This is a genomic window from Pseudomonas sp. THAF187a, assembly GCF_009363395.1.
Classification (GTDB): domain Bacteria; phylum Pseudomonadota; class Gammaproteobacteria; order Pseudomonadales; family Pseudomonadaceae; genus Aquipseudomonas; species Aquipseudomonas khazarica.
On the sequence record NZ_CP045349.1, the window covers coordinates 2,173,058 to 2,193,978 of the forward strand.

Below are 20,921 nucleotides of genomic sequence, written 5' to 3' on the forward strand. Positions count from 1 at the left end.
GGTAATGCAGGAACTGGTCGAGACAGGCCGGATTACCGACCCGGACAGCGCACGCGGCAAGCTGCTGCAGATGGCCGCCCATCTGTTTCGCAGCAAGGGCTACGAACGCACGACGGTGCGTGACCTGGCCGCCGCCATCGGCATCCAGTCGGGCAGCATCTTTCATCACTTCAAGAGCAAGGACGAGATCCTGCGCTCGGTGATGGAGGAGACCATCGTCTACAACACCGCGCTGATGCGTGCGGCGCTGGCGCAGGCGCAAGGCACTCGCGAGCGCCTGCTGGCGCTGATTCGCTGCGAGCTGCAATCGATCATGGGCGGTACCGGCGAGGCGATGGCGGTGCTGGTCTACGAATGGCGTTCGCTTTCCGAGGCAGGGCAGGCACAGGTGCTGGCGCTGCGTGACACCTACGAGCAGATCTGGCTGGAGGTGCTGGGCGAGGCGCGCGACGCGGGCTACTTCAACGGCGACCCGTTCATCCAGCGGCGCTTCCTTACCGGCGCGTTGAGCTGGACCACCACCTGGTTCCGCTCCCAGGGCCCCATGACTCTCGATCAGCTGGCCGAAGAGGCCTTGTCATTGGTCTGCAAGGAAGCTTGAGCAAATTGAACTAAGCTAGGGTCGATGACGACCGTTGGCGGGTTCCGAGGCGTATCGCACCCTGTATTACGTGACGAGAGGTCGAGTTTGCGTGCGCTAGTTGCTTGTCTGCTTACCTACCTCACGCTGCTGAATGTGCCGACGGCCATCGCGGCGCAGGAGGTGCGTGTCGGCGGCTACCACTTCCCTCCCTATCTGGACAAACCCGAGTCGCCGCACCCGCAGGGGCTGGTTCCGGATCTGCTGCATGCGCTCAATGCATTGCAGCGGCAATACCATTTCGTGCTCGTGCCGACGTCGGCGACCCGCCGCTATCGTGACCTGCAGGGCGGGCGCTTCGACCTGATCTTCTTCGAGTCGAGCCTCTGGGGCTGGGACGCGACGCCGCACCTGGAGCTGAACCTTTCCATCGATGATGCCGAGGTCTACGTCGCGGCAGCCGAACCAGGGCGTGGCCAGGCGTATTTCGACGACCTGAAGGGCAAGCGTCTGGCCCTGTACAGTGGCTATCACTATGGCTTCGCGGGTTTCGAGGCGGATCCCGAGTACCTCGCGCATACGTTCGATGCGCTTATGACCTATTCTCATGACAGCAACCTGCGGATGCTGCTGGCGCGTCGGGTGGATGTGGCGGTGGTGACCTGGTCGTACCTGCAGATGTTCCTCGACCGGAACCCGCAGCTGGTGCCCGAACTGCTGGTTTCCGAGCGTGTCGACCAGCAGTATCACCATCAGGTGTTGCTGCGTCCTGGCGGCGTGCTGACACCCGATCAGGTGGCCGGAATGCTGAGTGAGTTACAAGAAAATGGTGAGCTTCCTGCGCTACTTCGACGCTATCGTCTGACATTGGCTGGCAAAGTAGTAGCGGACTGAAAAACTATCTGGTTGGTCAGCAAAGACTCGGGTAGGCTGCACCACAACTAGAAGAAGGATTTTTTGGGGAGTCGACATGCGGCATTCGCGGCGCTGGATTCACGGATGGCTGAGTGCTGTCTCGCTGTTGCTCGTCGGTGCAGTTTCCGCAGCCGAGACCGTCAAGGTCGGCGGTGCGCATTTCCCTCCCTATGTCGACAAATCCAATACGCGTGAGTCGACCGGGCTGCTGCCGCAGCTGCTCGAAGCCCTCAACCAGGAACAGAGCGACTATCACTTCACCATGCTGCCCACGGCCATCGTGCGGCGTTTCGGTGATCTGCAGCGCGGGCGCATCGACATGGCGATCTTCGAGAACCCCAGCTGGGGCTGGCAGGACATCGATGCCACGGCCGTCGACATGGGGCTGGAGGATGCCGAGCTGTTCGTTGCGCGGGACGAGGAGCTGCGTGGCCAGGAGTACTTCGATCAGCTGCAGGGCAAGCGCCTGGCCCTCTACCGTGGTTACCACTACGGCTTCGCCGACTTCAACAGCGACCCTGAATTCCTGACCCGGACCTACAACGCCAACCTCGGCCATTCCCATGACAGCAACCTGCTGATGGTGCTGCGCGGCCGTGCCGACATTGCGCTGGTCACCCGTTCGAACCTCTACGACTTCATCAAGCGCAACCGCGAGCATGCCCGCGCGCTGCTGATTTCAGAGCGCATCGATCAGGTCTACCACCATCACGCCATGGTCCGTGCCGGCTCGCCGATCAGCCCCGAGGCGTTCGCCGCCTTGCTCGAGCGACTGCGGGCCAAGGGCGAGCTCGAGCGGATCTTCTCGCCGTATCGCATCGCCGTCATGCCAGTCGTAGTGGGTAGCTCAGCAGCAGCACGTGCAGAAGATTGACCGCAGCATGCAGGGCAATCGCCAGGCTCAGGCGTCCGCTGTAGTGGAACGCCAGGCCGTAGCCGAGACCAGCCACGGCAGCCAGCAGGGCGAATAGCGCACTGAACGGCAGATGAGCCGCGCCGAACAGGGCGGCGGTGAGCAGCAGGCCCGGCCAGGTGCCCAGGCGCTGGGTCAGGGCGGGCTGCAGCACACCGCGGAACAGCAGTTCCTCGGCCACCACCGCAACGCCCAGATTGACCGCCAGCCACAGCCAGAGCCCATCTGGCCATTTCGGCTGCCAGGCGACCAGGCCCAGGGCAATGGCCAGCGGCGGCACGGCGAGCAGCGTGAGGATGCAGACCAGCCCGGCGCGCGTGCAGGAGAGCGCCGGCTTGCCGGGTTGCCCCAGCCACCAGGCCAGCAGCGTCATGCCCACCAGCAGTTTGTCCCAGGACAGGCGCAGCGCGTAAGGTGCCGCGTCAGGGCTCAGCTGGCGGGGCTCCCATAGCGGCCATGCGCTGAAGCCCGGCAACAGGTGTGCGGCCAGGGCAATGCCGCCGAGCAGGACCAGGATGGCCCACGGCCCGCTTGGCAGTGATCGATGACCGAGCAGCACGGCAGCAATGAACAGCGCGCCGAGCAGCAGGCCGATCGGCTGGATGAAACCCGTCGCGAAACCCAGCGCCAGGGTGAAGGCTGGAATCAGCAAGCGCAGGTGCAGGGGCATGGCGCCTCCTCGTGGACGAGGGGCGCAGTCTAGCAGGAGTGGGCGAGCCGCTCGGCGACCCCGTTCCAGTCTGTCGCGGCAGGTCGATGAGTCGCCGCTTCAGCGTTCGCGATTGTCCTTGGCGTCCTGTTCGGCATTACGCTCGTGAATGCGCTTGAGCTGCTCCTCGGTCAACGGCAGTTTCTTCGCCGTGTCACGCAGCATCAGCAGGCTGCCGACGATGGAGCCCAGGGCGATAACCAGGATGAGCCAGGCGTACCAGGGCATGGACGGTTCCTCTCGGGGGATGGACCTTCACCATACGCGCTCGGCTGTCTGTTGTCAGGCGGGCTCCCCGACGGCGCTCGGCTGCGCCTGAAGCACGGGTGCGATCGTGATCTCTGTCACATGATGGCAACTTGGCGCTGTTTGAATGGCGACTTTCAGACAGCTGGGGGAGGCTGTTCGTGACCCAAGCCAGAGCGCTGCAATCGCTGATGCGAGCGGTCGAACCACTCGCTGCGTCGATGAGTATCAATGAGGTGGCCGACCTGTTCCTGGCGGCCGAGCACCGCGCCTTTCTTTCCCTGCCGGTGGTCGATGACCAGGGACTGCCACTGGGGCTGGTCAGCCGCGCCACCTTACAGGACATCTTCATGCAGCGCTTCGGCCGCGACCTGCGCGGGCGCCACCCGGTGGGCGAGGTGATGAATCCCGCGCCGCTGATCGTCTCGCTCGAGGCCGGCCTGGAAGAGGCGGCCAAGCAGGTCACGGCGCAGTTGCAGTACCCGATCACCGAGGACTTCATCCTCATCGATGGCCGGGGCCACTACTGCGGCCTGGGTACCGTGCTCGACCTGCTCAAGGCCATGGAGGCGCGGGTCGCGCAGCGCAATCGGGTGCTGCGCCAGGCGCTGGTGGACCTCAAGGAGTCCCAGGCGCAGCTGCTGCAGTCGGAGAAGATGGCCTCGCTGGGGCAGATGGTGGCGGGTGTCGCCCACGAGCTGAATACCCCGCTGGGCTATGTGAAGAACAACGTGCAGCTGCTGCGTGAGCTCAGCGCGCCGCTGTTCGATCTGGCCGCGGCCCAGGCTCATCTGGGCCAGTGCCTGAACGATCCCGGCTGCGACGAAGCGCGCCTGGGCGAGGCCTTGCAGGCTGCCGAACAGGCGCGCCGGCAGGCGGCCCCCGAGCTGCTCGCCGAGGACCTGCAGCAGCTCTACGGGGACACCCTGTATGGCCTGGAGCAGATCGCCGAGCTGGTGGTCGGCCTGAAGGACTTCGCCCGCCTGGACCGGGCCATGAGCGAAGAGGTCGACCTCAACGACTGCATCCGCAGTGCGCTGCTGATCGCCCGCAACCACATCAAGGACAAGGCCGAGGTGGTGCAGCAGCTCGGCGAGTTGCCCCGCGTTGCCTGCGCGCCCTCGCAGATCAACCAGGTCCTGCTCAATCTGCTGACCAACGCGGCGCAGGCCATCGACGGGGTCGGGCGCATCCAGATTCGCAGCTGGGCGGACGAGCAGGGTGTCCACGTCTCGTTGCAGGACAACGGCAGCGGCATGCCGGCCGAGGTCCTGGCGAAGATCTTCGATCCCTTCTTCACCACCAAGCCCGTGGGGCAGGGCACCGGCCTGGGCCTGTCCATCAGTTACAAGATCATCCAGGACCACGGCGGCCAGATTCGTGTCGCCTCCGAACCGGGACGCGGCACGCGTTTCCTGATCAGCCTGCCACTGCCCGTCACCGTCGCCATGAAAAGGAGCGCCTGATGTCCGCACCCGTTCGCATACTGTTCGTCGACGATGAAGAGCGCATTCTGCGCAGCCTCGCCCTGCAATTCCGGCGTCACTACGAGGTGCTGACCGAGAGCGACCCGCTGCGCGCCCTGCAGCGCCTGCGCGACGAGCACATCCACGTGCTGGTCAGCGATCAGCGCATGCCGCAGATGAGCGGGGCGCAGCTGCTCGCCGAGGCGCGCGAGATCGCACCGGACACCCTGCGCATCCTGCTGACCGGCTACTCCGATCTGGATGCAGCGGTGGAAGCGCTGAACAACGGTGGCATCTTCCGCTACCTGACCAAGCCCTGGGATCAGCAGGAAATGGCCTTCACCCTGCGCCAGGCCGCCGAGCTGGCCGTGCGCCAGGCCCAGCCGCTGCTTGCCACTACCCACGAACAGCTGAGCGCACCGCTCTCGCTGCTGTTGCTGGACGACGAGCCCGACACCCTCGCCGTGGTCGGCGAGTTCTGCGTGGCCGGGGGGCATCGCCTGCTGCGTGCACGCAACCTCGCCGAGGCGATGCTGCAACTGAACAACGAGCGCGTGGATATCCTGGTCAGCGACCTCAAGCTTGCCGGCGAAGACACCGCGCCGCTGCTCAAGACCCTGGCTCAGGCCCATCCGCGCTTGCTCAGCCTGGTGGTCACGCCGTTTCAGGACACCCAGGCCCTGCTGCGCCTGGTCAACGAGGCGCAGATCTTTCGCTACCTGCCCAAGCCGATTCGCCGTGGCCTGTTTGACAAGGGGCTCAAGGCTGCCGCCGAACAGGCGGCGATCTGGCGCGCGCAGCCGCAGCAGGTGGTCAGCCGCCTGGCCGAGGTGCCGCGTGACGAGCGTGAGCAGGAAAAGGTCGGCAGCCTGATGGGCATGCTCGGGCGCCTGCGAGAGCGGCTGATCGCCTGATTGCATGCCGTCGGCCGCGCGCCCTCTGCGGCCTGCGGCAGGCGAGCGCGCTCTGCGGTGGCGCCGGGTGGCGTGCTGCTCCAGCGCCCGGTCGCTTTGCGCTACAATGCGCGGCGTTTTTGACCCAGCCCGAGAGCCTCCCATGCCTGCCTGCCAAACCCCCATCATCGTCGCCCTCGACTTCCCCAGCCGTGACGCCGCCCTGGCGCTGGCCGACCAGCTCGATCCGGCGCTGTGCCGGGTAAAGGTCGGCAAGGAGTTGTTCACCCGCAGCGGCCCGCAAGTGGTCGAGGCGCTGCAGGCCAAGGGCTTCGAGCTGTTTCTCGACCTGAAATTCCACGACATTCCGAACACCACGGCGATGGCGGTCAAGGCGGCGGCGGAGATGGGCGTGTGGATGGTCAACGTGCATTGCTCCGGCGGCCTGCGCATGATGGCGGCCTGCCGCAACGAACTGGACAAGCTGGCTGGCGCCAAGCCGCTGCTGATCGGCGTGACCGTGCTGACCAGCATGGAGCAGCAGGACCTGGCCGGCATCGGCCTGGACGTAACGCCGCAGGCGCAGGTGCTGCGTCTGGCCGGCCTGGCTGCCGAAGCGGGGCTCGATGGCCTGGTCTGCTCGGCGCAGGAGGCGCCGGCGCTCAAGCTCGAACAACCGCGTCTGCAACTGGTGACGCCCGGCATTCGTCCGGCCGGCAGCAGTGCCGACGACCAGAAGCGCATTCTGACCCCACGTCAGGCGCTGGATGCCGGCTCCGACTACCTGGTGATCGGTCGTCCGATCAGCCAGGCCGCCGACCCGGCGCAGGCGCTGGCCGCCGTGGTCGCCGAACTGCAGGGCTGAGCCGCGCGCCGACCCAGGGCGCCACGCCATCAGCGCCCTGCATGACCTGTCACTCCAGAGCCTGATAGTGCTGCTCTGCGCCCAGCCGTCTGGCTAGACTCCTCGCCAATTCAACAAGAATCGTTGCGAGGAAGCAGACATGAGCATGACGTTCTCCGGCCAGGTCGCCCTGGTCACCGGCGCTGCGGCCGGTATAGGCCGCGCCACCGCCCAGGCATTCGCCGCCGAAGGGCTCAAGGTGGTGGTTTCCGATGTCGACGTGGCTGGCGGTGAAGGCACCGTCGAGCTGATTCGTGCCGCCGGTGGTGACGCCTGCTTCGTGCGCTGCGACGTTACCCGCGATGCCGAGGTGAAGGCCCTGATGGAGGCGACCCTGAGCCAGTACGGCCGCCTGGACTATGCCTTCAACAATGCCGGTATCGAGATCGAGCAGGGCAAGCTGGCCGACGGCAACGAGGCCGAGTTCGACGCGATCATGGGCGTCAACGTCAAGGGCGTGTGGCTGTGCATGAAGCACCAGATACCGCTCCTGCTGGCCCAGGGTGGCGGCGCCATCGTCAACACGGCGTCGGTGGCGGGCCTGGGGGCGGCGCCGAAGATGAGCATCTATGCGGCGTCCAAACACGCGGTGATCGGCCTGACCAAGTCGGCGGCAGTGGAATACGCGAAGAAGAAGGTGCGCGTCAATGCGGTATGCCCCGCCGTGATCGACACCGACATGTTCCGCCGCGCCTACGAGGCCGACCCGCGCAAGGCCGAGTTCGCCGCCGCCATGCATCCGGTCGGGCGCATCGGCAAGGTGGAAGAAATCGCCGCGGCTGTGCTGTACCTGTGCAGCGATCACGCCGGCTTCACCACCGGCCAGGCCCTGGCCGTCGACGGTGGCGCCACGGCGATCTGATCGCACCCGCGCGGGAGGCGATCACGGGCGAATCTTGGCACGCAGGGCCACTGTCAGCGGTGGTCCTGACTGCGCAGAATCCTGCCAGGTTGAACAGGAGCGATAACAATAATGACCGCCGATCCCTTGCTGACGCTTTTCCTTCCCGCCGCGCTGGGCATCATCATGCTCGGCCTGGGCCTGTCGTTGAGCCTGGCCGACTTCGCCCGCGTGGCCAAGTTTCCCCGGCCGGTGCTGATCGGCCTGGCCTGCCAGTTGCTCCTGCTGCCGCTGGCCTGCTTCTTCCTGGCCAAGCTGTTCGGCCTGGCGCCGGCGCTGGCCGTCGGCCTGATGCTGCTGGCGGCCTCGCCGGGCGGTACCACGGCCAACCTCTACAGCCACCTGGCCCATGGCGACGTGGCGTTGAACATCACCCTGACCGCCGTCAATTCGGTGGTCGCCATCCTGACCATGCCGCTGATCGTCAACCTGTCGCTGGCGCACTTCATGTCCGCCGACCAGGCCATTCCGCTGCAGTTCGCCAAAGTGGTGCAGGTGTTCGCCATCGTCCTCGGCCCGGTTGCCATCGGCATGTGGCTGCGCAGCCGCTTCCCGCACTTCGCCGAGCGCATGCAGAAACCGGTGAAGATCGTTTCGGCGCTGTTCCTGCTGCTGATCATCCTGCTGGCGGTGGCCAAGGACTGGCGCACCTTCGTCGAGTACGCGCCGGCGGTGGGTGGTGCGGCGCTGGCCTTCAACCTGCTGAGCATGGCGGTGGGCTACTGCGTGCCGCGCCTGCTCAAGCTCGATCTGCGCCAGGCCATCGCCATCGCCATGGAGATCGGTATCCACAACGGCACCCTGGCCATCGCGCTGGCGCTGAGCCCGGCGCTGCTGAACAACCCGACCATGGCCATTCCGGCGGCGATCTACAGCCTGATCATGTTCGTCACGGCGGCGCTGTTCGGCCTGTGGGTCAACCGCGTACACGGCGCTGAACTGGTCGAGCCGCTGGCTCAGGGCGACGGGGCGTAGCCGCAGCAAAGCGAGAGGCTCCGCAGGAGCCCCTCTGAACCCGCTCAGCGTTTGCCGGCGTTGAGGATCGCCAGGGTCAGCAGGCCGGCGACAATGCCCCAGAATGCCGAGCCGACGCCCGCCAGGGTCATGCCCGAGGCGGTGACCAGGAAGGTGATCAGCGCCGCTTCACGCTCGTTCGGTTCGCTCATGGCCTGGGTCAGGCCGCCGATGATCGAGGCGAACAGCGCCAGCGCGGCGATGGACAGGATCAGCGCGGCCGGCAGGGCGGCGAAGAGCGAGGCCAGCGTTGCGCCGAAGAGGCCGGCGATGGCGTAGAACACACCGCACCAGACCGCCGCCGTGTAGCGCTTGTGCGGGTCTTCGTGGGCCTCCGGGCCGGCGCAGATGGCGGCGCTGATGGCGGCCATGTGGATGCCGTGACTGCCGAACGGCGCCATCAGGATCGACACCAGGCCGGTGCTGGTCAGCAGCGGCGACGCCGGTACGTCGTAGCCATTGGCGCGCAGCACGGCCATGCCCGGCAGGTTCTGCGAGGCCATGGCGACGATGAACAGCGGGATGCCGATGCTGATCGCCGCAGCCAGGGAGAAGCTCGGCGTGGTCCATTGCGGCGTGGCCAGCTGCAGTTCGAAACCGCTGAAATCGAGCAGGCCGAAGAGGCCGGCCAGCAGGCTGCCGACGATCAGCGCGGCGAGTACCGCGTAGCGCGGCCACAGGCGTTTGCCGAACAGGTAGGCGAGCAGCATGGCGACCACCAGGGTCGGCTGCTGCTCGGCTGCCACGCAGATTTCCAGGCCGATCTTGAACAGTACCCCGGCCAGCAGGGCGGCGGCGATGGAGGCAGGGATGCGGCGCATCAGGCGATCGAAGGTGCCGGTCAGGCCGATCAGCAGGATCAGGCCCGACGCGAGGATGTAGGCGCCGATGGCTTCGCCGTAGGACACCTGCGGCAGGCTGGTGATCAGCAGCGCGGCGCCTGGGGTGGACCAGGCGATCATCACCGGCGCGCGGTAGCGCAGCGAGAGGACGATGCAGCACAGCGCCATGCCGATCGACAGGGCCCAGATCCACGAGGATATCTGGCCAGCGCTCAGGCCTGCCGCCTGGCCGGCCTGGAACATCAGCACCAGGGAGCTGGTGTAGCCGGTGAGCATGGCGATGAAGCCGGCGACCACGGCCGACGTGGAGGTGTCCGCCAGCGGGCGCAGACGGGTAGGGGCGACATCTTGCATCAGAACATTCCAGTGTCGACGAGGATGGGATACAGCGAGGCGACCAGCAGCAGGGCCATGCCGATGTTGAACGCGCGCAGCAGGCGCGGATTGTCCAGCCAGTTGCGCAGCAGGCTGCCAGCCACCGTCCACAGGCCCACGCTGGGGCAGTTGACGAGGGCGAACAGCGCCGCGATCAGCAGCACGTTGCTGAAGAAACCGTCCTGCGGCGTATAGGTAGTGATAGCACCGATGGCCATGATCCACGCCTTGGGGTTGACCCACTGAAAGGCGGCAGCCTGGAGGAAGGTGAAGGGTTTCGCGGTCGGGTTCTCGCGGCTCTGCGGTGCGCCGGACTGGGCGATCTTCCAGGCCAGGTAGAGCAGGTAGGCGGCGCCGACATAGCGCAGCACCTCGTGCAGCACGGGCACGCGCTCGAACAGCTGGCCAAGGCCCAGCCCTGTCGCCGTCACCAGGAGCATGAAGCCCAGGCTGATACCGAGCATGTGCGGAATGCTGCGGCGCAAGCCGAAGTTCACGCCCGAGGCCAGCAGCATCATGTTGTTGGGCCCCGGCGTCACCGAGGTGACGAAGGCGAAGGTGATGAAGGCGAGCAGGAGTTCGGGCGTCATTGTTGTTCTCCGGTGACTGGCAAAGCCTATTGCGCTGCCGGCATGAAGTCGCGATACAGCCACGCCTGGGTTGAACCGTACAGTCTGTTCAAGCGGGACCTGGCTGGTTAGCCTGCAGCCATCGTCGAACAGGGGCAGGGTGATGCAGTCGGACAATCCCTACAGCGCACCGCAGGTGGAATTGCTCGACCGTCGCGGGGGGCCGCCACTGCCGGGCTGGAGCGCCCGCCAGCTGCGTGTGCTTGGCTGGCTGGCGCTGGTGGCGGTGCTGGCCAATGCCCTGGTGGTCGGCCTGACCCTGGCCGGCGCATGGCTGGATGAGCGCGAGGCGCAGCGGCTGCAGAGCTACATCGGTTGGTTGAGCCTGATGCTGGTGCTGCTTGGCTGCTACCTGCTGCTGCGCTTCAAGGCGTTCGCCGAGGCACGCTTCGCCGCCCGGCAGCTGGCGGCTCCGATCTGGAGCCTGCTGCTGGTGACGGTGTCGCTGGAACTGGCGGACCGCGCATTCGGCGAGCAGCTGTTCACCGCTCTGGATTGGCCGACGCTGGGCTACATGCTGCTGCTGGCGCTGACGGGGGCCTGCACCGCCTGGCTGGGAATTCGCCTGCTGAAGGTGGCATGCCCCTATCCGGCGCTGAGGGTGATGGCCTGGCTCGACATCGTCGGCGGGGTGATGCTGGCCAGCGTGATACTGGCGCTGCTGGCCGTGCTGCCCCTGCTCGGTGCCGGAGTGGCGCTGATGCGGGTGTTCTTCAGTGCGGCGGACGAGTTGCCGGAGCAGGTTGACTGAGGGTGTTGCATAGGGCCGGAGCCGCCCGCTGGGCGACCCCGGTGTGCTGCCTACCACTTGTAGTCGAGGCTGGCAGTGACCCGGCGCGGGTCGCCGGCATAGCAGTAGAAGCCGTCGCAGGTGGCCAGGTACTCCTTGTCGAACAGGTTGCTGGCATTGAGCGACAGGCTGGCGCCGCGCAGGCTGCTATCGAGCTGGCCCAGGTCGTAGCGCACGACGGCATCGTAGACGGTGTAGGCGCTGCTGTGGCCGTCGGAGGCGTCGCGCACGAAGCCCATGCTGCCGACCGCGATGTTGTCCGTGGAGCCGACGAAGCGAGCGCCGAAGCCCACCCCGAAGCCTGCCAGCACGCCCTGATGCCAGTCGTAGTCGGCCCAGACGGACGCCTGATGCTCGGGGATCAGCGGCAGCGCGCGGTTCTTGTCACGCGGGTCGCCCACCTCGGTCATCTTGCTGTTGGTGTAGGTGTAGGACGCGGTCAGGCTGAGGTTTTCCGTGACGTTACCGGTGGCCTCCAGTTCCAGGCCGCGTACCTGGACTTCACTGACCGGCTCGGTGGCCCCGGCGACGTTGGTGGTGACGATGTTCTGCCGTTTCAGGTCATAGACCGCAGCGGTCAGCAGCAGGTCGCTGCCGGGTGGCTGGTACTTGACCCCCAGTTCGTACTGCTTGCCGGTGCTGGGCTTGAACGCTTCGCCACCACTGCCGCCTGCTTCGGCCTGGAAGGACTCGGCATAGGAGAGGTACGGGGTGAAGCCGCTGTCGAAGACGTAGCTGAGCGCCGCGTTGCCGCTGAACTGGCTGTCGCGGCGGCTGTCTTTGGCGTCGCTGGCGTTGTGGAACACCGAGTCGGTTTCCAGTCGGTCCCAGCGCCCTCCGAGGGTCAGGCGCCAGGCGTCCAGGGCGATCTGATCCTGCAGGTAGAGGCCGGTGTTGCGGCGCTTCTGGTTGTAGTCCTGTAAGGCGCCGTAGGTGACGCCGCTGAAGTCCCGGCCGTAGATCGGGGTGATGATGTTGCTGCTCGGCGCGCTGCCGTAGAGCCAGCGGTAGTCGGTGTTCACCCGCAGGTAATCCAGGCCGAGCAGCAGGGTGTGATCCAGCGCGCCGGTGCTGAAGTCGGCCTGGAAGTTGTTGTCCACGGCGAAATGGCTGATGTTCTCGTCGTACACGTTGGCCCCGCGGCTGACGCTGCCGTCGTCGCTGACCGCACCGGACCAGCCACCTGCGGTGATGATCTGATTGTCCAGTTCGAGCTTGCTGTAGCGCAGGTTCTGGCGGAACTGCCAGATGTCGTCGAGACGGTGCTCGAAGGCATAGCCCAGGGCATAGAAGGTCTTGTCGTAGAACTCCCAGTCGGGGTCGCCGAGGTTCTTGTTGTAGTCGACCTTGCCAGCCGGCGTATCGAGCTTGGTGCCCTGCAACGGCAGGAACTGGCTGGTGCCACCGGTATCGTCGCGGTTGAACTGGCCGAGCAGGGTCAGCCTGGTTTCGTCGGCGATATTCCAGGTCAGGCTCGGCGCCAGGTTGAAGCGCTGATCGTCGATATGCTCGACGGTCGTGCCGCTGTCACGGCCGACACCGCTGAAGCGGTAGAGGAAACGACCGTCGTCGTCGATCTTGCCGGTGCTGTCGAAGCTGATCTGCTTGTGCTGGTAGTTGCCGATCTGCACCTGCACCTCATGGCTGCTCTCGGCCTGCGGCCGGCGGCTGACGGCATCGACCAGGCCACCGGGCGGGGTCTGGCCATAGACCGATGAAGCCGGCCCGCGCAGCACGGCGACGCGCTCCAGGTTCCAGGTTTCCAGCTTGGCCATGGTGTAGCTGCCCTTGGGCAGCGGCAGGCCATCGAGCATCTGGATCGGTTCGAAGCCGCGGATCTTCATCCAGTCGGCGCGACTGTCGCTGCCGTAGCTGCTGGCGATCACGCCGGGCATGTAGCGCACGGCATCGTCGAGGTTCTGCACCTTGCGATCCTGCATCTGCGCACGGGTGGCCACGGAGATCGAGCGTGGGGTTTCCAGCAGTGGCGTATCGGTCTTGGTGCCGGTGGCCGTGCGGTTGGCCAGGTAGCCGCGAGTCGGGCCCAGGGCGCGTTCGGCCGCCTGCTCGCTGGCGGTGACGGTAACGTCCGGCAGGGCCATCGCCGCTTCCGCTGCGGGGGCCAGGCTGTAGGCGCCGCCGCGTCCCTGCAGCTGCAGGCCGGTGCCGCGCAGTGCCTGGTTCAGCGCGTCGAGGGCTTCGTAGTCACCGCTGACCGGCGCCGAACGTTTGCCCTCGGTCAGGGCCGGGTCGATGCTCAGGGTCACGCCGGCCTGGCTGGCAATCTGATTGAGCGTCGGCGCCAGTGGGCCTGCCGGCAACTGATAGGCTTCGGCGTGGGCCAGGCCGACATGGCCGGCGCAGGCGACGGTGAGGGCCAGCAGTGTGTGGCGGAACGGAGCAGGGCGGAAGGACATTGCGAACGTCTCCTAAGAGTTAATGTATCTCAATGCCTTCTTGCCGAAGCAGAACGAAAAAGTGACAGGGGGGAGGGAAAACTATTTTTCCCGGGGCACCACGCGAGTCCACCAGGGGCCCAGTCGCTCGGTTTGCACGGGCAGGCTGAGGGCGATGGCGGCCAGTGCCTTGTCGCTGTCGTGCAGCGGGAAGCTGCCGCTGATGCGCAGGCCGCTCAGGCTCGGATCGAGGCCCAGGTAGCCGCTGCGGTATTCGCCCAGCTGGTCGATCAGCTGTTGCAGCGGCAGGTTGTCCGCCACCAGCATGCCGCGGCTCCAGGCATCGGCGCCGACCGGCGCGGGCGAGCTGTCGCTCAGATGATGGCGGTCCATGCGCACCTGCTCGCCGCTGTGGATGATGCGTTCCTCGGTGGCAGCCCGCGGCCTGGCGGCGACGGCCGACTGCAGGACGATCAGCTCGGTCGCCGCACCTTCGCGGCGCACCAGGAAGCGCGTGCCCAGCGCGTGCAGGCGGCCCTGCTCGGTCTCGACGATGAACGGGCGAGTATCGCCCTTGGCCGTCTGGATCAGGATCTCGCCACTGCGCAGGCGCAGGCGACGCTCTTTGGCGTCGAACTCCACGTCCAGCGCACTGCGGCTGTTGAGGCGCACCTGGCTGCGGTCGGCGAGCAACAGGTCGCGCTGCTCGCCGCTGGCGGTGTGATAGTCGGCCAGGTAGTCGTCCAGCGGGCGCTGTTGGGCCAGCAGGGTCAGGGCGACGCCGGTGGCAAGCAGCAGGCCGAGGGTGCCACCGCCCAGGCGACGCAAGCTGCGTCGGCGGTTGATGCCGCCTTGCAGCAGCGCACGGCGCGCCAGGGGCGTGTTGGCCGCCGCGAGTTGCTGATCGATCCCGCCGAGGCGGCGCCAGACCAGGCCGTGCTCGGGATGGGCGGCCAGCCACCTGGCGAACTCGCGGTGCTGTTGCTCGCTGGCATTGCCCGAACCCAGACACAGCTGCCAGGCGATCGCCTCATCCAGGGCGCGAGCCGAAACCTGGCTCATTGCGGTGCCCCATACAGCGCGACATAGCACTGGCGAAGACCCTGGGCGAGGTACTGGCGCACGCGGGAAGGGGAGACCCCCAGGCGCTCGGCGATCTCGGCATGGCCGAGACCGTCCAGGCGGTTGTAGAGGAATGCCGCGCGCGCCTTGCTCGACAACTGACCGAGCAGGCGATCGATCTCCGCCAGCTGCTCCAGGGCCAGCGCCTGTTCTTCCGGGCTGGGTTGCACGGCTTCGGGGGCCAGCGCCAGTTCATCCAGGTAGGCGCGTTCCAGGGCATTGCGCCGGAACTGGTCGACCAGCAGCCCTTTGGCGATGGTGGTGAGCAGGGCGCGGGGTTCGCGTGGGCTGTGCAGCTCGGTGCGCCCCAGGAGGCGGACGAAGGTGTCCTGGCTCAGGTCTTCCGCGCGTTGCGCGCAGTTCAGGCTCTTGCGCAGCCAGCCGAACAGCCAGTCGCGGTGATCGCGGTAGAGCAGGCCGACCAACTGCTGATTGCTGGAGTCCTGGACCGACACACGCCCCTCGCGAGATCTAAGTTGAGTTGATAATGATTCGCATATGTTCGCAGAGGAGGCGGCCATGACGCAATCGCTGCGTCAAATCGGCGATGGATGGTTGCAGAAGGCCAGCTGCACGGGCCACGGCGCGGACTAGTTGCTGTGGCTGGAGGCCAGGGCCAGGTTGACCTGGAGCCAGCCCTGCACGGCGTCTTCGCCCACTTCGGCGAACGCGCGCTGCAGCAGGCGGGCCTGTTCCCGGCGCAGGGCCTGTTCCAGCTTGGCGCCTTCCGGCGTGAACACCAGCAGGCGCTTGCGCTTGTCGTCCGCTGCCGCCTCGCTCTGCACCAGGTGCATCTCCATCAACTGGCGCAGCGGCATGTTCAATGCCTGCTTGCTGACGCCCAGGTAACCGAGCAGTTCGGTCATGTTCAGGCCCGGGTACTTGGCGATGAAGAACAGGATGCGGTGGTGCACGCGCGACAGCCCGCGCTTGGCCAGCATCTCGTCGGGCTTGGCGGTGAAGGCCTGATAGCCGAAGAAGAAGGCCTCCATGGCGGCCTGCTGGGCGGCGGAATTGCGAATGACCTGCGCACCATTGAGGCCACCCTGGGGGCTGTCGCCGGGCGACGTTAAAAATTTCTCGGAGAAATTTTTTAGGTCAGTCATATTGACGTATCTCTGGGTGGCGGCGTAGTTTCGGTCAAGCAGTTTGACTTAATTAAACGACTTTGGCACCCCAGGACACACCATGGCCTTCTCCGAACGCATCGCCCGCCTGAAAAGCTCCCTGATCCGTGAAATTCTTGCCGCGGCGCAGCGTCCGGAGGTGATGTCCTTCGCCGGTGGCCTGCCGGCCGAGCCGATGCTGCCGAAGGTGGACTGGGCCGAGATGCCGGCGAGCATGGGCCAGTACGGCATGAGCGAAGGCGAGCCGGCGCTGCGCGAAGCCATCGCTGCCGAGGCGCGTGCCCTGGGGGTGCCGTGCGATGCCAGCCAGGTGCTGATCGTCAGTGGCTCGCAGCAGACGCTGGACCTGGCCGCCAAGCTGTTCATCGATCCGGGCACCGAAGTGCTGCTCGAGGCGCCGACCTACCTGGCGGCGCTGCAGGCGTTCCAGCTGTTCGGTGCCGACTGCATCAGCGTGCCGCAGGAGGCCGATGGCCCCGAGCTGGCCGTGTTGCGCCAGCGCCTGGAACAACACAAGCCGGCTTTCGCCTACCTGATCCCGACGTTCCAGAATCCGTCCGCCACGCGCTACAGCGAAGCCAAGCGCGAGGCCGTGGCGGCGCTGCTCGACGAATTCGGCGTGACCCTGATCGAGGACGAGCCGTACCGCGAGCTGGTGTTCGATGCCGGCAGCGCCACGCCCATCGTCAGCCGCCTGCGCAAAGCCAGCTGGATCTACACCGGCACCGTGTCCAAGACGCTGCTGCCGGGCCTGCGCGTGGGCTATCTGATCGCCACCAAGGACCTGTACCCGCACCTGCTGCGTCTGAAACAGTCGGCCGACCTGCACACCAACCGCATCGGTCAGTGGCAGGCGCTGCAGTGGCTGGGCAGCGAGCAGTACCGTGGTCACCTGGCCGAACTGCGTGACTTCTACCGTATCCGCCGCGACGCCATGCAGGGTGCGCTGCTGGAGCATTTCGGCGATCTCGCCGAGTGGGAGGTTCCGCAGGGCGGCCTGTTCTTCTGGCTGACCCTGAAGCAGCCGCTCGATACTCGTACGCTGCTCGATGCGGCGTTGGCGCAGAATGTCGCCTTCATGCCGGGCGAGCCGTTCTTCATCGACCCGGACGCCAACCCCGGGCATCTGCGACTGAACTTCAGCCATGTGGCGCCGGAGCGCCTGGGCGAGGGGTTGCGCCGGTTGGCTGCGGTGATCCGTGCTGCGCAGGGTGCGTGAGGGTTGTTTGCCTGCAGGCGCGGCGTGAGCCGCGACAGCTCCGGACACGGCAGCTCCGGCAGGCAGGGTGATTGGCGGCGAGCTTGCCGCGAGGATTGATAGGGAGGGCAACGCGATGTTCAAGGTCTATGGCGACTACCGTTCGGGCAACTGCTACAAGGTCAAGCTGATGCTGCATCTGCTGGGCAAGCCGTACCAGTGGGTTCCCATCGATATCCTCAAGGGCGAGACGCAGAGCGAAGCCTTCCTGGCGAAGAACCCCAACGGCAAGATTCCGGTGCTGGAGCTGGACGACGGCACCTGCCTGTGGGAGTCCAACGCCATTCTCAACTTCCTTGCCGACGGCAGCGAGTTCCTGCCCAGCGAGCCGCGCCTGCGTACTCAGGTGCTGCAGTGGCAGTTCTTCGAGCAGTACAGCCATGAGCCTTATGTCGCGGTGGCGCGCTTCATCCAGCTCTACCAGGGGATGCCCGAGGAGCGGCGCGAGGAGCACGCGCGCTGCCTGAAGCTCGGCTACAAGGCGCTCAAGGTCATGGAGAGGCAGCTCGAACGCACGCCCTATCTGGTCGGTGAGCACTACTCCATCGCCGATATCGCGCTCTATGCCTATACCCATGTCGCGGACGAAGGCGGCTTCAGCCTCGAATCCTTCCCGGCGGTGCGTGCCTGGCTCGATCGCGTGGCCAGCCACCCGCATCACGTGACCATGCTGGGCTGAGCGGGGAAGTGTGCTGGTAGGTTCACCGCTCTGGTCTAGAGTTTGGCGGTAGCTCGCAGAGGGACCGCCATGTCGGACGGAAGTCGAAAACTGAGCCTGGGTGCGCTCACCGCGCTGGTGGTGGGCTCGATGGTGGGTGGCGGGATCTTCTCGCTGCCGCAGAACATCGCCGCCCGGGCGGATGTCGGTGCGGTGCTGATCGGCTGGGGAATCACGGCGGTGGGCATGCTGGCGCTCGCGTTCGTGTTCCAGGGCCTGGCCAATCGCAAACCGGAGCTGGACGGTGGCGTATACGTCTATGCCAAAGCCGGTCTGGGCGATTACATGGGCTTCTCCTCGGCCTGGGGCTACTGGATCAGCGCCTGGCTGGGCAACGTCGGTTACTTCGTCCTGCTGTTCTCGACGCTGGGCTATTTCTTCCCGGCCTTCGGCGAGGGCAATACGCCCCTGGCCATCGGCTGCGCCTCGGTGTTGCTGTGGTGCGTGCATGCCCTGGTGCTGCGCGGGATCAAGGAGGCGGCGCTGATCAACCTGGTCACCACGGTGGCCAAGCTGGTGCCGATCCTGCTGTTCATCGTCATCGTCGGCCTGGCATTCGATCGCGACGTCTTCACGCGGGATATCTGGGGGCGCAGCAATCCGCAGTTCGGTAGCGTGCTGGAGCAGGTGCGCAACATGATGCTGGTCACCGTGTTCGTGTTCATCGGTATCGAGGGGGCCAGCGTGTACTCCTCGCGTGCCGAACGGCGCAGGGATGTCGGCACGGCCACGGTGATCGGCTTTCTCGGGGTGCTGGCATTGCTGATGCTGGTCAACCTGCTGTCGCTGGGGGTGATGAGCCAGCCCGAGCTGGCCGCGTTGCAGAACCCGTCGATGGCTGGTGTGCTGGAGCATGTGGTGGGGCGCTGGGGCGCGGTGCTGATCAGCGTCGGCCTGGCCGTCTCGCTGCTCGGTGCATTGCTGTCCTGGGCGCTGCTCTGCGCGGAGATCCTCTTCGTCGCGGCGAAGGACGGCACCATGCCGGCCTTCCTGCGCCGGGAGAGCGCCAACAAGGTGCCTGCCAACGCGCTCTGGCTGACCAACGCGATGATCCAGTTGTTCCTGCTGATCATCCTGTTCGCTCAGGGCACCTACCTGTCGCTGATCTATCTGGCCTCGTCGATGATCCTGGTGCCCTATCTGTGGTCGTCTGTCTACGCGCTGCTGCTGGTGGTGCGTGGCGAGACCTACGAGGCGCAAGCCGCAGTACGGCGCAAGGATCTGCTGGTCGGTCTGCTGGCGATTCTGTATGCCGCCTGGTTGCTGTATGCCGGCGGGGTGAAGTACCTGCTGCTGTCGGCGCTGCTCTACGCGCCGGGCGTGCTGCTGTTCCGGCGGGCCAAACGCGAGCTGGGCCAGGCCTTGTTCCAGCCTCATGAATGGTTGATCTTCAGCGCGGTGCTGCTGACCGCCGTGGTGGCTGGCTATGGCCTGTATGCCGGACATTTGACCTTGTAGCGCTGGACAAAGCGCCCGGCGTAAGGATAATCCGAACATCGCTTGCTGAACCGGCTGCATGACCTCTATGCGCAAGACCCTGCGTACCGCCCTGATCTGGATGCTGATGTTGGCCTTGCCGACACAGGCCATGGCGGCGCTCGGCATGCAACTTTGCCAGCAGGTCCACCGCAGCAGCGTCATGTCGATGAACATGACGGAGCATGGCGCGTCCGGCATGGCTCATGGCATGGCCACGGCCGACGCGCCTGACCTGCAGCAGGATGCCGCGCCCGCCGCTGATGGCGGTGTCTGCACCCTGTGCGCCTTCTGCGTCGGTGTCGCCGCGCCCGGCGAGCCGTTCCTGAATCACAGCATCGCGCGAAGCGCCGAGCCGCCCATGGCCTGGCCCGATCGCCTCGTCATCGGCGTCGCCGACACGCCTGAACGCCCCCCGCGTCCTTTTCTCGCCTGAGCCCCCGAGGTTAGCGCCGTAGACCGGTGCTTGTAGCTCATGCGGCCGGTTGGCCGCCCTACGCGAGAACACATCATGAAGTTTCATCCGATTGCCGGATGGTCGCTGGGTGCCTTATCCCGGTTTCTCCTACGGGCGCCTGGAGAAAGGCCGCGAAGTGGAATACGAGCGCGGCCTGCACCTGAACCTGGCGCGGTTGATCGCCTTGCCGATGACCTCGCGTCTCGAAGGCAGGCGCTTCGAGCAGTTGCAGCGCCGCACCAGCCTGGCGGTGGTCGAGCTGGCCAGCGAGACGCGCAAGGCCTGGTACCAGACGGTCGCGGCGGAGGAGGGGCTGGTCTACGCGCGGCAGGTGCTGGAGGCCGCCGAAGCTGGCGCCGAACTGGCCAGGCGGCTGGCGGCGGTCGGCAACTTCAGCAAGTTGCAGCAGGCCGAGCAGCAGGGCTTCTATGCCGAGGCGGGGATCGCCGTACTGCGTGCCGAACAGGCGCGGGTGGCCAGCCGCGAGCGGCTGACCCGGCTGCTCGGCCTGTGGGGCGAGCAGATTGCCTATCGCCTGCCCGAGCGCTTGCCGCCGTTACCGGATGCCGCCGATGAACTGCCGGAGGTGGAGCGTCTGGCCATGAGCCAGCGCCAGGACATTCAGGCGATGCGCCTGGACGTCGAACGGCTGGCGCAGAACCTTGGGCTGACGCGCACCACACGCTTCGTCAACGTGCTGGAGCTGGGCGTGGTCAACAACCGCTCCAACGAGGAACCGACCCAGCGCGGTTACGAGATCAGCGTCGAACTGCCGCTGTTCGACTGGAGCGGCGCCAAGGTGGCGAGGGCCGAGGCGCAGTATCGCCAGGCGCTCAACCGGGCTGCCGAGACGGCGATCAATGCCCGTTCGCAGGTGCGCGAGGCCTACCAGGCCTATCGCAACGCCTTCGAACTGGCGCGCCACTATCGCGTCGAGGTCCTGCCGCTGCGCCAGCGCATGGCCGAGGAAAACCTGCTGCGCTACAACGGCATGTTCATCAGCACCTTCGAACTGCTTGCCGACGCCCGTCGCCAGGTGCAGGCGGTGGATGGCTATCTGCAGGCGCAGCGCGATTTCTGGCTGGCCCGCGCCGACCTCGACATGGCCCTGCTGGGCACACCCAATCCCACGCTCGCCGCGGCGCCAGTCGCCAGTGCCGAGCCGGCCGCTGGCGGCCACTGAACAAGGA

General features: G+C 66.3%; 22 protein-coding genes. 14 read left to right on the top strand and 8 right to left on the bottom strand.

The features are described 5' to 3' along the window. Positions 1 to 4: 4 nt before the first annotated feature. From FIV02_RS10060 to FIV02_RS10070, 3 genes are all read left to right on the top strand, one after another. Complete coding sequence (locus tag FIV02_RS10060) at positions 5 to 601, top strand: TetR/AcrR family transcriptional regulator (RefSeq protein ID WP_167494404.1); 597 nt, start codon at positions 5 to 7, stop codon at positions 599 to 601. 87 nt (positions 602 to 688) lie between these two features. Then, a complete protein-coding gene (locus tag FIV02_RS10065; protein ID WP_150609311.1) occupies positions 689 to 1,474 on the top strand; it encodes an ABC transporter substrate-binding protein in 786 nt (261 codons plus the stop codon). Between the two features lie 76 nt (positions 1,475 to 1,550). After that, positions 1,551 to 2,369 carry an ABC transporter substrate-binding protein gene (locus tag FIV02_RS10070; protein WP_152488531.1) on the top strand — a complete coding sequence of 273 codons (819 nt, stop codon included), beginning with the start codon at positions 1,551 to 1,553 and terminating at the stop codon, positions 2,367 to 2,369. Here FIV02_RS10070 and FIV02_RS10075 read toward each other — a convergent pair. Beyond that, positions 2,320 to 3,078: a CPBP family intramembrane glutamic endopeptidase gene (locus FIV02_RS10075; protein ID WP_152488532.1), complete on the bottom strand. Its 759-nt coding sequence runs from the start codon at positions 3,076 to 3,078 to the stop codon at positions 2,320 to 2,322. The genes FIV02_RS10070 and FIV02_RS10075 overlap by 50 nt on opposite strands. A gap of 99 nt (positions 3,079 to 3,177) precedes the next feature. Next, the gene (locus FIV02_RS10080; protein ID WP_080756935.1) at positions 3,178 to 3,345 is read right to left on the bottom strand and encodes a DUF2897 family protein; all 168 of its coding nucleotides are present in this window, start codon (positions 3,343 to 3,345) and stop codon (positions 3,178 to 3,180) included. Between the two features lie 239 nt (positions 3,346 to 3,584). On the opposite strand from FIV02_RS10080, the gene FIV02_RS10085 reads away from it, so the two are divergent. The 5 genes from FIV02_RS10085 (at position 3,585) to FIV02_RS10105 (ending at position 8,502) form a co-directional block, all read left to right on the top strand. Further along, positions 3,585 to 4,829, top strand: a complete 1,245-nt coding sequence (locus FIV02_RS10085) for a sensor histidine kinase (protein ID WP_172979212.1) — start codon at positions 3,585 to 3,587, stop codon at positions 4,827 to 4,829. Then, positions 4,826 to 5,743, top strand: a complete 918-nt coding sequence (locus tag FIV02_RS10090) for a response regulator (RefSeq protein ID WP_152490105.1) — start codon at positions 4,826 to 4,828, stop codon at positions 5,741 to 5,743. The genes FIV02_RS10085 and FIV02_RS10090 overlap by 4 nt, the downstream gene beginning before the upstream one ends. A 142-nt stretch (positions 5,744 to 5,885) precedes the next feature. Continuing rightward, on the top strand, positions 5,886 to 6,587 hold the full coding sequence (gene pyrF, locus FIV02_RS10095) for an orotidine-5'-phosphate decarboxylase (protein WP_152488534.1): 702 nt from the start codon (positions 5,886 to 5,888) through the stop codon (positions 6,585 to 6,587). A gap of 139 nt (positions 6,588 to 6,726) precedes the next feature. Then, the gene (locus FIV02_RS10100; RefSeq protein WP_037054320.1) at positions 6,727 to 7,488 is read left to right on the top strand and encodes an SDR family oxidoreductase; all 762 of its coding nucleotides are present in this window, start codon (positions 6,727 to 6,729) and stop codon (positions 7,486 to 7,488) included. Positions 7,489 to 7,599: 111 nt separating this feature from the next. Next, positions 7,600 to 8,502: a bile acid:sodium symporter family protein gene (locus FIV02_RS10105; protein ID WP_152488535.1), complete on the top strand. Its 903-nt coding sequence runs from the start codon at positions 7,600 to 7,602 to the stop codon at positions 8,500 to 8,502. 44 nt (positions 8,503 to 8,546) lie between these two features. Here FIV02_RS10105 and FIV02_RS10110 read toward each other — a convergent pair whose 3' ends face one another. After that, complete coding sequence (locus tag FIV02_RS10110) at positions 8,547 to 9,737, bottom strand: benzoate/H(+) symporter BenE family transporter (RefSeq protein ID WP_037054316.1); 1,191 nt, start codon at positions 9,735 to 9,737, stop codon at positions 8,547 to 8,549. Further along, positions 9,737 to 10,348 (bottom strand): LysE family translocator, encoded by a 612-nt coding sequence (locus tag FIV02_RS10115; RefSeq protein ID WP_037054314.1) that lies wholly within the window; start codon positions 10,346 to 10,348, stop codon positions 9,737 to 9,739. Before FIV02_RS10115 ends, FIV02_RS10110 begins: the two co-directional genes overlap by 1 nt. 142 nt (positions 10,349 to 10,490) lie before the next feature. On the opposite strand from FIV02_RS10115, the gene FIV02_RS10120 reads away from it, so the two are divergent. Then, positions 10,491 to 11,138 carry a hypothetical protein gene (locus tag FIV02_RS10120; protein WP_152488536.1) on the top strand — a complete coding sequence of 216 codons (648 nt, stop codon included), beginning with the start codon at positions 10,491 to 10,493 and terminating at the stop codon, positions 11,136 to 11,138. A gap of 50 nt (positions 11,139 to 11,188) precedes the next feature. On the opposite strand, the gene FIV02_RS10125 is transcribed toward FIV02_RS10120, so the two are convergent. The 4 genes from FIV02_RS10125 to FIV02_RS10140 form a co-directional block, all read right to left on the bottom strand. Beyond that, a complete protein-coding gene (locus FIV02_RS10125) occupies positions 11,189 to 13,594 on the bottom strand; it encodes a TonB-dependent siderophore receptor (protein ID WP_152488537.1) in 2,406 nt (801 codons plus the stop codon). 81 nt (positions 13,595 to 13,675) lie between these two features. Further along, positions 13,676 to 14,635: a FecR family protein gene (locus FIV02_RS10130; RefSeq protein WP_152488538.1), complete on the bottom strand. Its 960-nt coding sequence runs from the start codon at positions 14,633 to 14,635 to the stop codon at positions 13,676 to 13,678. Then, positions 14,632 to 15,150, bottom strand: a complete 519-nt coding sequence (locus tag FIV02_RS10135) for an RNA polymerase sigma factor (protein ID WP_037054308.1) — start codon at positions 15,148 to 15,150, stop codon at positions 14,632 to 14,634. Before FIV02_RS10135 ends, FIV02_RS10130 begins: the two co-directional genes overlap by 4 nt. Before the next feature lie 135 nt (positions 15,151 to 15,285). Beyond that, the gene (locus FIV02_RS10140) at positions 15,286 to 15,801 is read right to left on the bottom strand and encodes a MarR family winged helix-turn-helix transcriptional regulator (protein WP_152488539.1); all 516 of its coding nucleotides are present in this window, start codon (positions 15,799 to 15,801) and stop codon (positions 15,286 to 15,288) included. 82 nt (positions 15,802 to 15,883) lie between these two features. Here FIV02_RS10140 and FIV02_RS10145 point away from each other — a divergent pair, with 82 nt between their 5' ends. The 5 genes from FIV02_RS10145 (at position 15,884) to FIV02_RS10165 (ending at position 20,914) form a co-directional block, all read left to right on the top strand. Continuing rightward, on the top strand, positions 15,884 to 17,041 hold the full coding sequence (locus FIV02_RS10145) for a PLP-dependent aminotransferase family protein (protein WP_152488540.1): 1,158 nt from the start codon (positions 15,884 to 15,886) through the stop codon (positions 17,039 to 17,041). Between the two features lie 115 nt (positions 17,042 to 17,156). After that, on the top strand, positions 17,157 to 17,759 hold the full coding sequence (locus tag FIV02_RS10150; protein ID WP_152488541.1) for a glutathione S-transferase family protein: 603 nt from the start codon (positions 17,157 to 17,159) through the stop codon (positions 17,757 to 17,759). A 69-nt stretch (positions 17,760 to 17,828) separates the two neighbouring features. After that, a complete protein-coding gene (arcD, locus tag FIV02_RS10155; RefSeq protein WP_152488542.1) occupies positions 17,829 to 19,256 on the top strand; it encodes an arginine-ornithine antiporter in 1,428 nt (475 codons plus the stop codon). A gap of 67 nt (positions 19,257 to 19,323) precedes the next feature. Then, positions 19,324 to 19,710, top strand: coding sequence for a hypothetical protein (locus tag FIV02_RS10160; RefSeq protein ID WP_152488543.1), 387 nt, complete (start codon positions 19,324 to 19,326; stop codon positions 19,708 to 19,710). A 109-nt stretch (positions 19,711 to 19,819) separates the two neighbouring features. Beyond that, positions 19,820 to 20,914 carry a TolC family protein gene (locus FIV02_RS10165; RefSeq protein WP_256663115.1) on the top strand — a complete coding sequence of 365 codons (1,095 nt, stop codon included), beginning with the start codon at positions 19,820 to 19,822 and terminating at the stop codon, positions 20,912 to 20,914. The last annotated feature ends 7 nt before the right edge of the window (positions 20,915 to 20,921 follow it).

Bases quoted from the DNA above. Each gene is read 5' to 3' on its own strand.
- FIV02_RS10060 (WP_167494404.1), top strand. From the start codon at position 5: ATGCAGGAACTGGTCGAGACAGGCCGGATTACCGACCCGGACAGCGCA.
- FIV02_RS10070 (WP_152488531.1), top strand. From the start codon at position 1,551: ATGCGGCATTCGCGGCGCTGGATTCACGGATGGCTGAGTGCTGTCTCG.
- FIV02_RS10075 (WP_152488532.1), bottom strand. From the start codon at position 3,078: ATGCCCCTGCACCTGCGCTTGCTGATTCCAGCCTTCACCCTGGCGCTG.
- FIV02_RS10080 (WP_080756935.1), bottom strand. From the start codon at position 3,345: ATGCCCTGGTACGCCTGGCTCATCCTGGTTATCGCCCTGGGCTCCATC.
- FIV02_RS10085 (WP_172979212.1), top strand. From the start codon at position 3,585: ATGAGTATCAATGAGGTGGCCGACCTGTTCCTGGCGGCCGAGCACCGC.
- pyrF (WP_152488534.1), top strand. From the start codon at position 5,886: ATGCCTGCCTGCCAAACCCCCATCATCGTCGCCCTCGACTTCCCCAGC.
- FIV02_RS10100 (WP_037054320.1), top strand. From the start codon at position 6,727: ATGAGCATGACGTTCTCCGGCCAGGTCGCCCTGGTCACCGGCGCTGCG.
- FIV02_RS10105 (WP_152488535.1), top strand. From the start codon at position 7,600: ATGACCGCCGATCCCTTGCTGACGCTTTTCCTTCCCGCCGCGCTGGGC.
- FIV02_RS10110 (WP_037054316.1), bottom strand. From the start codon at position 9,737: ATGCAAGATGTCGCCCCTACCCGTCTGCGCCCGCTGGCGGACACCTCC.
- FIV02_RS10115 (WP_037054314.1), bottom strand. From the start codon at position 10,348: ATGACGCCCGAACTCCTGCTCGCCTTCATCACCTTCGCCTTCGTCACC.
- FIV02_RS10120 (WP_152488536.1), top strand. From the start codon at position 10,491: ATGCAGTCGGACAATCCCTACAGCGCACCGCAGGTGGAATTGCTCGAC.
- FIV02_RS10125 (WP_152488537.1), bottom strand. From the start codon at position 13,594: ATGTCCTTCCGCCCTGCTCCGTTCCGCCACACACTGCTGGCCCTCACC.
- FIV02_RS10130 (WP_152488538.1), bottom strand. From the start codon at position 14,635: ATGAGCCAGGTTTCGGCTCGCGCCCTGGATGAGGCGATCGCCTGGCAG.
- FIV02_RS10140 (WP_152488539.1), bottom strand. From the start codon at position 15,801: ATGACTGACCTAAAAAATTTCTCCGAGAAATTTTTAACGTCGCCCGGC.
- FIV02_RS10145 (WP_152488540.1), top strand. From the start codon at position 15,884: ATGGCCTTCTCCGAACGCATCGCCCGCCTGAAAAGCTCCCTGATCCGT.
- FIV02_RS10150 (WP_152488541.1), top strand. From the start codon at position 17,157: ATGTTCAAGGTCTATGGCGACTACCGTTCGGGCAACTGCTACAAGGTC.
- arcD (WP_152488542.1), top strand. From the start codon at position 17,829: ATGTCGGACGGAAGTCGAAAACTGAGCCTGGGTGCGCTCACCGCGCTG.
- FIV02_RS10160 (WP_152488543.1), top strand. From the start codon at position 19,324: ATGCGCAAGACCCTGCGTACCGCCCTGATCTGGATGCTGATGTTGGCC.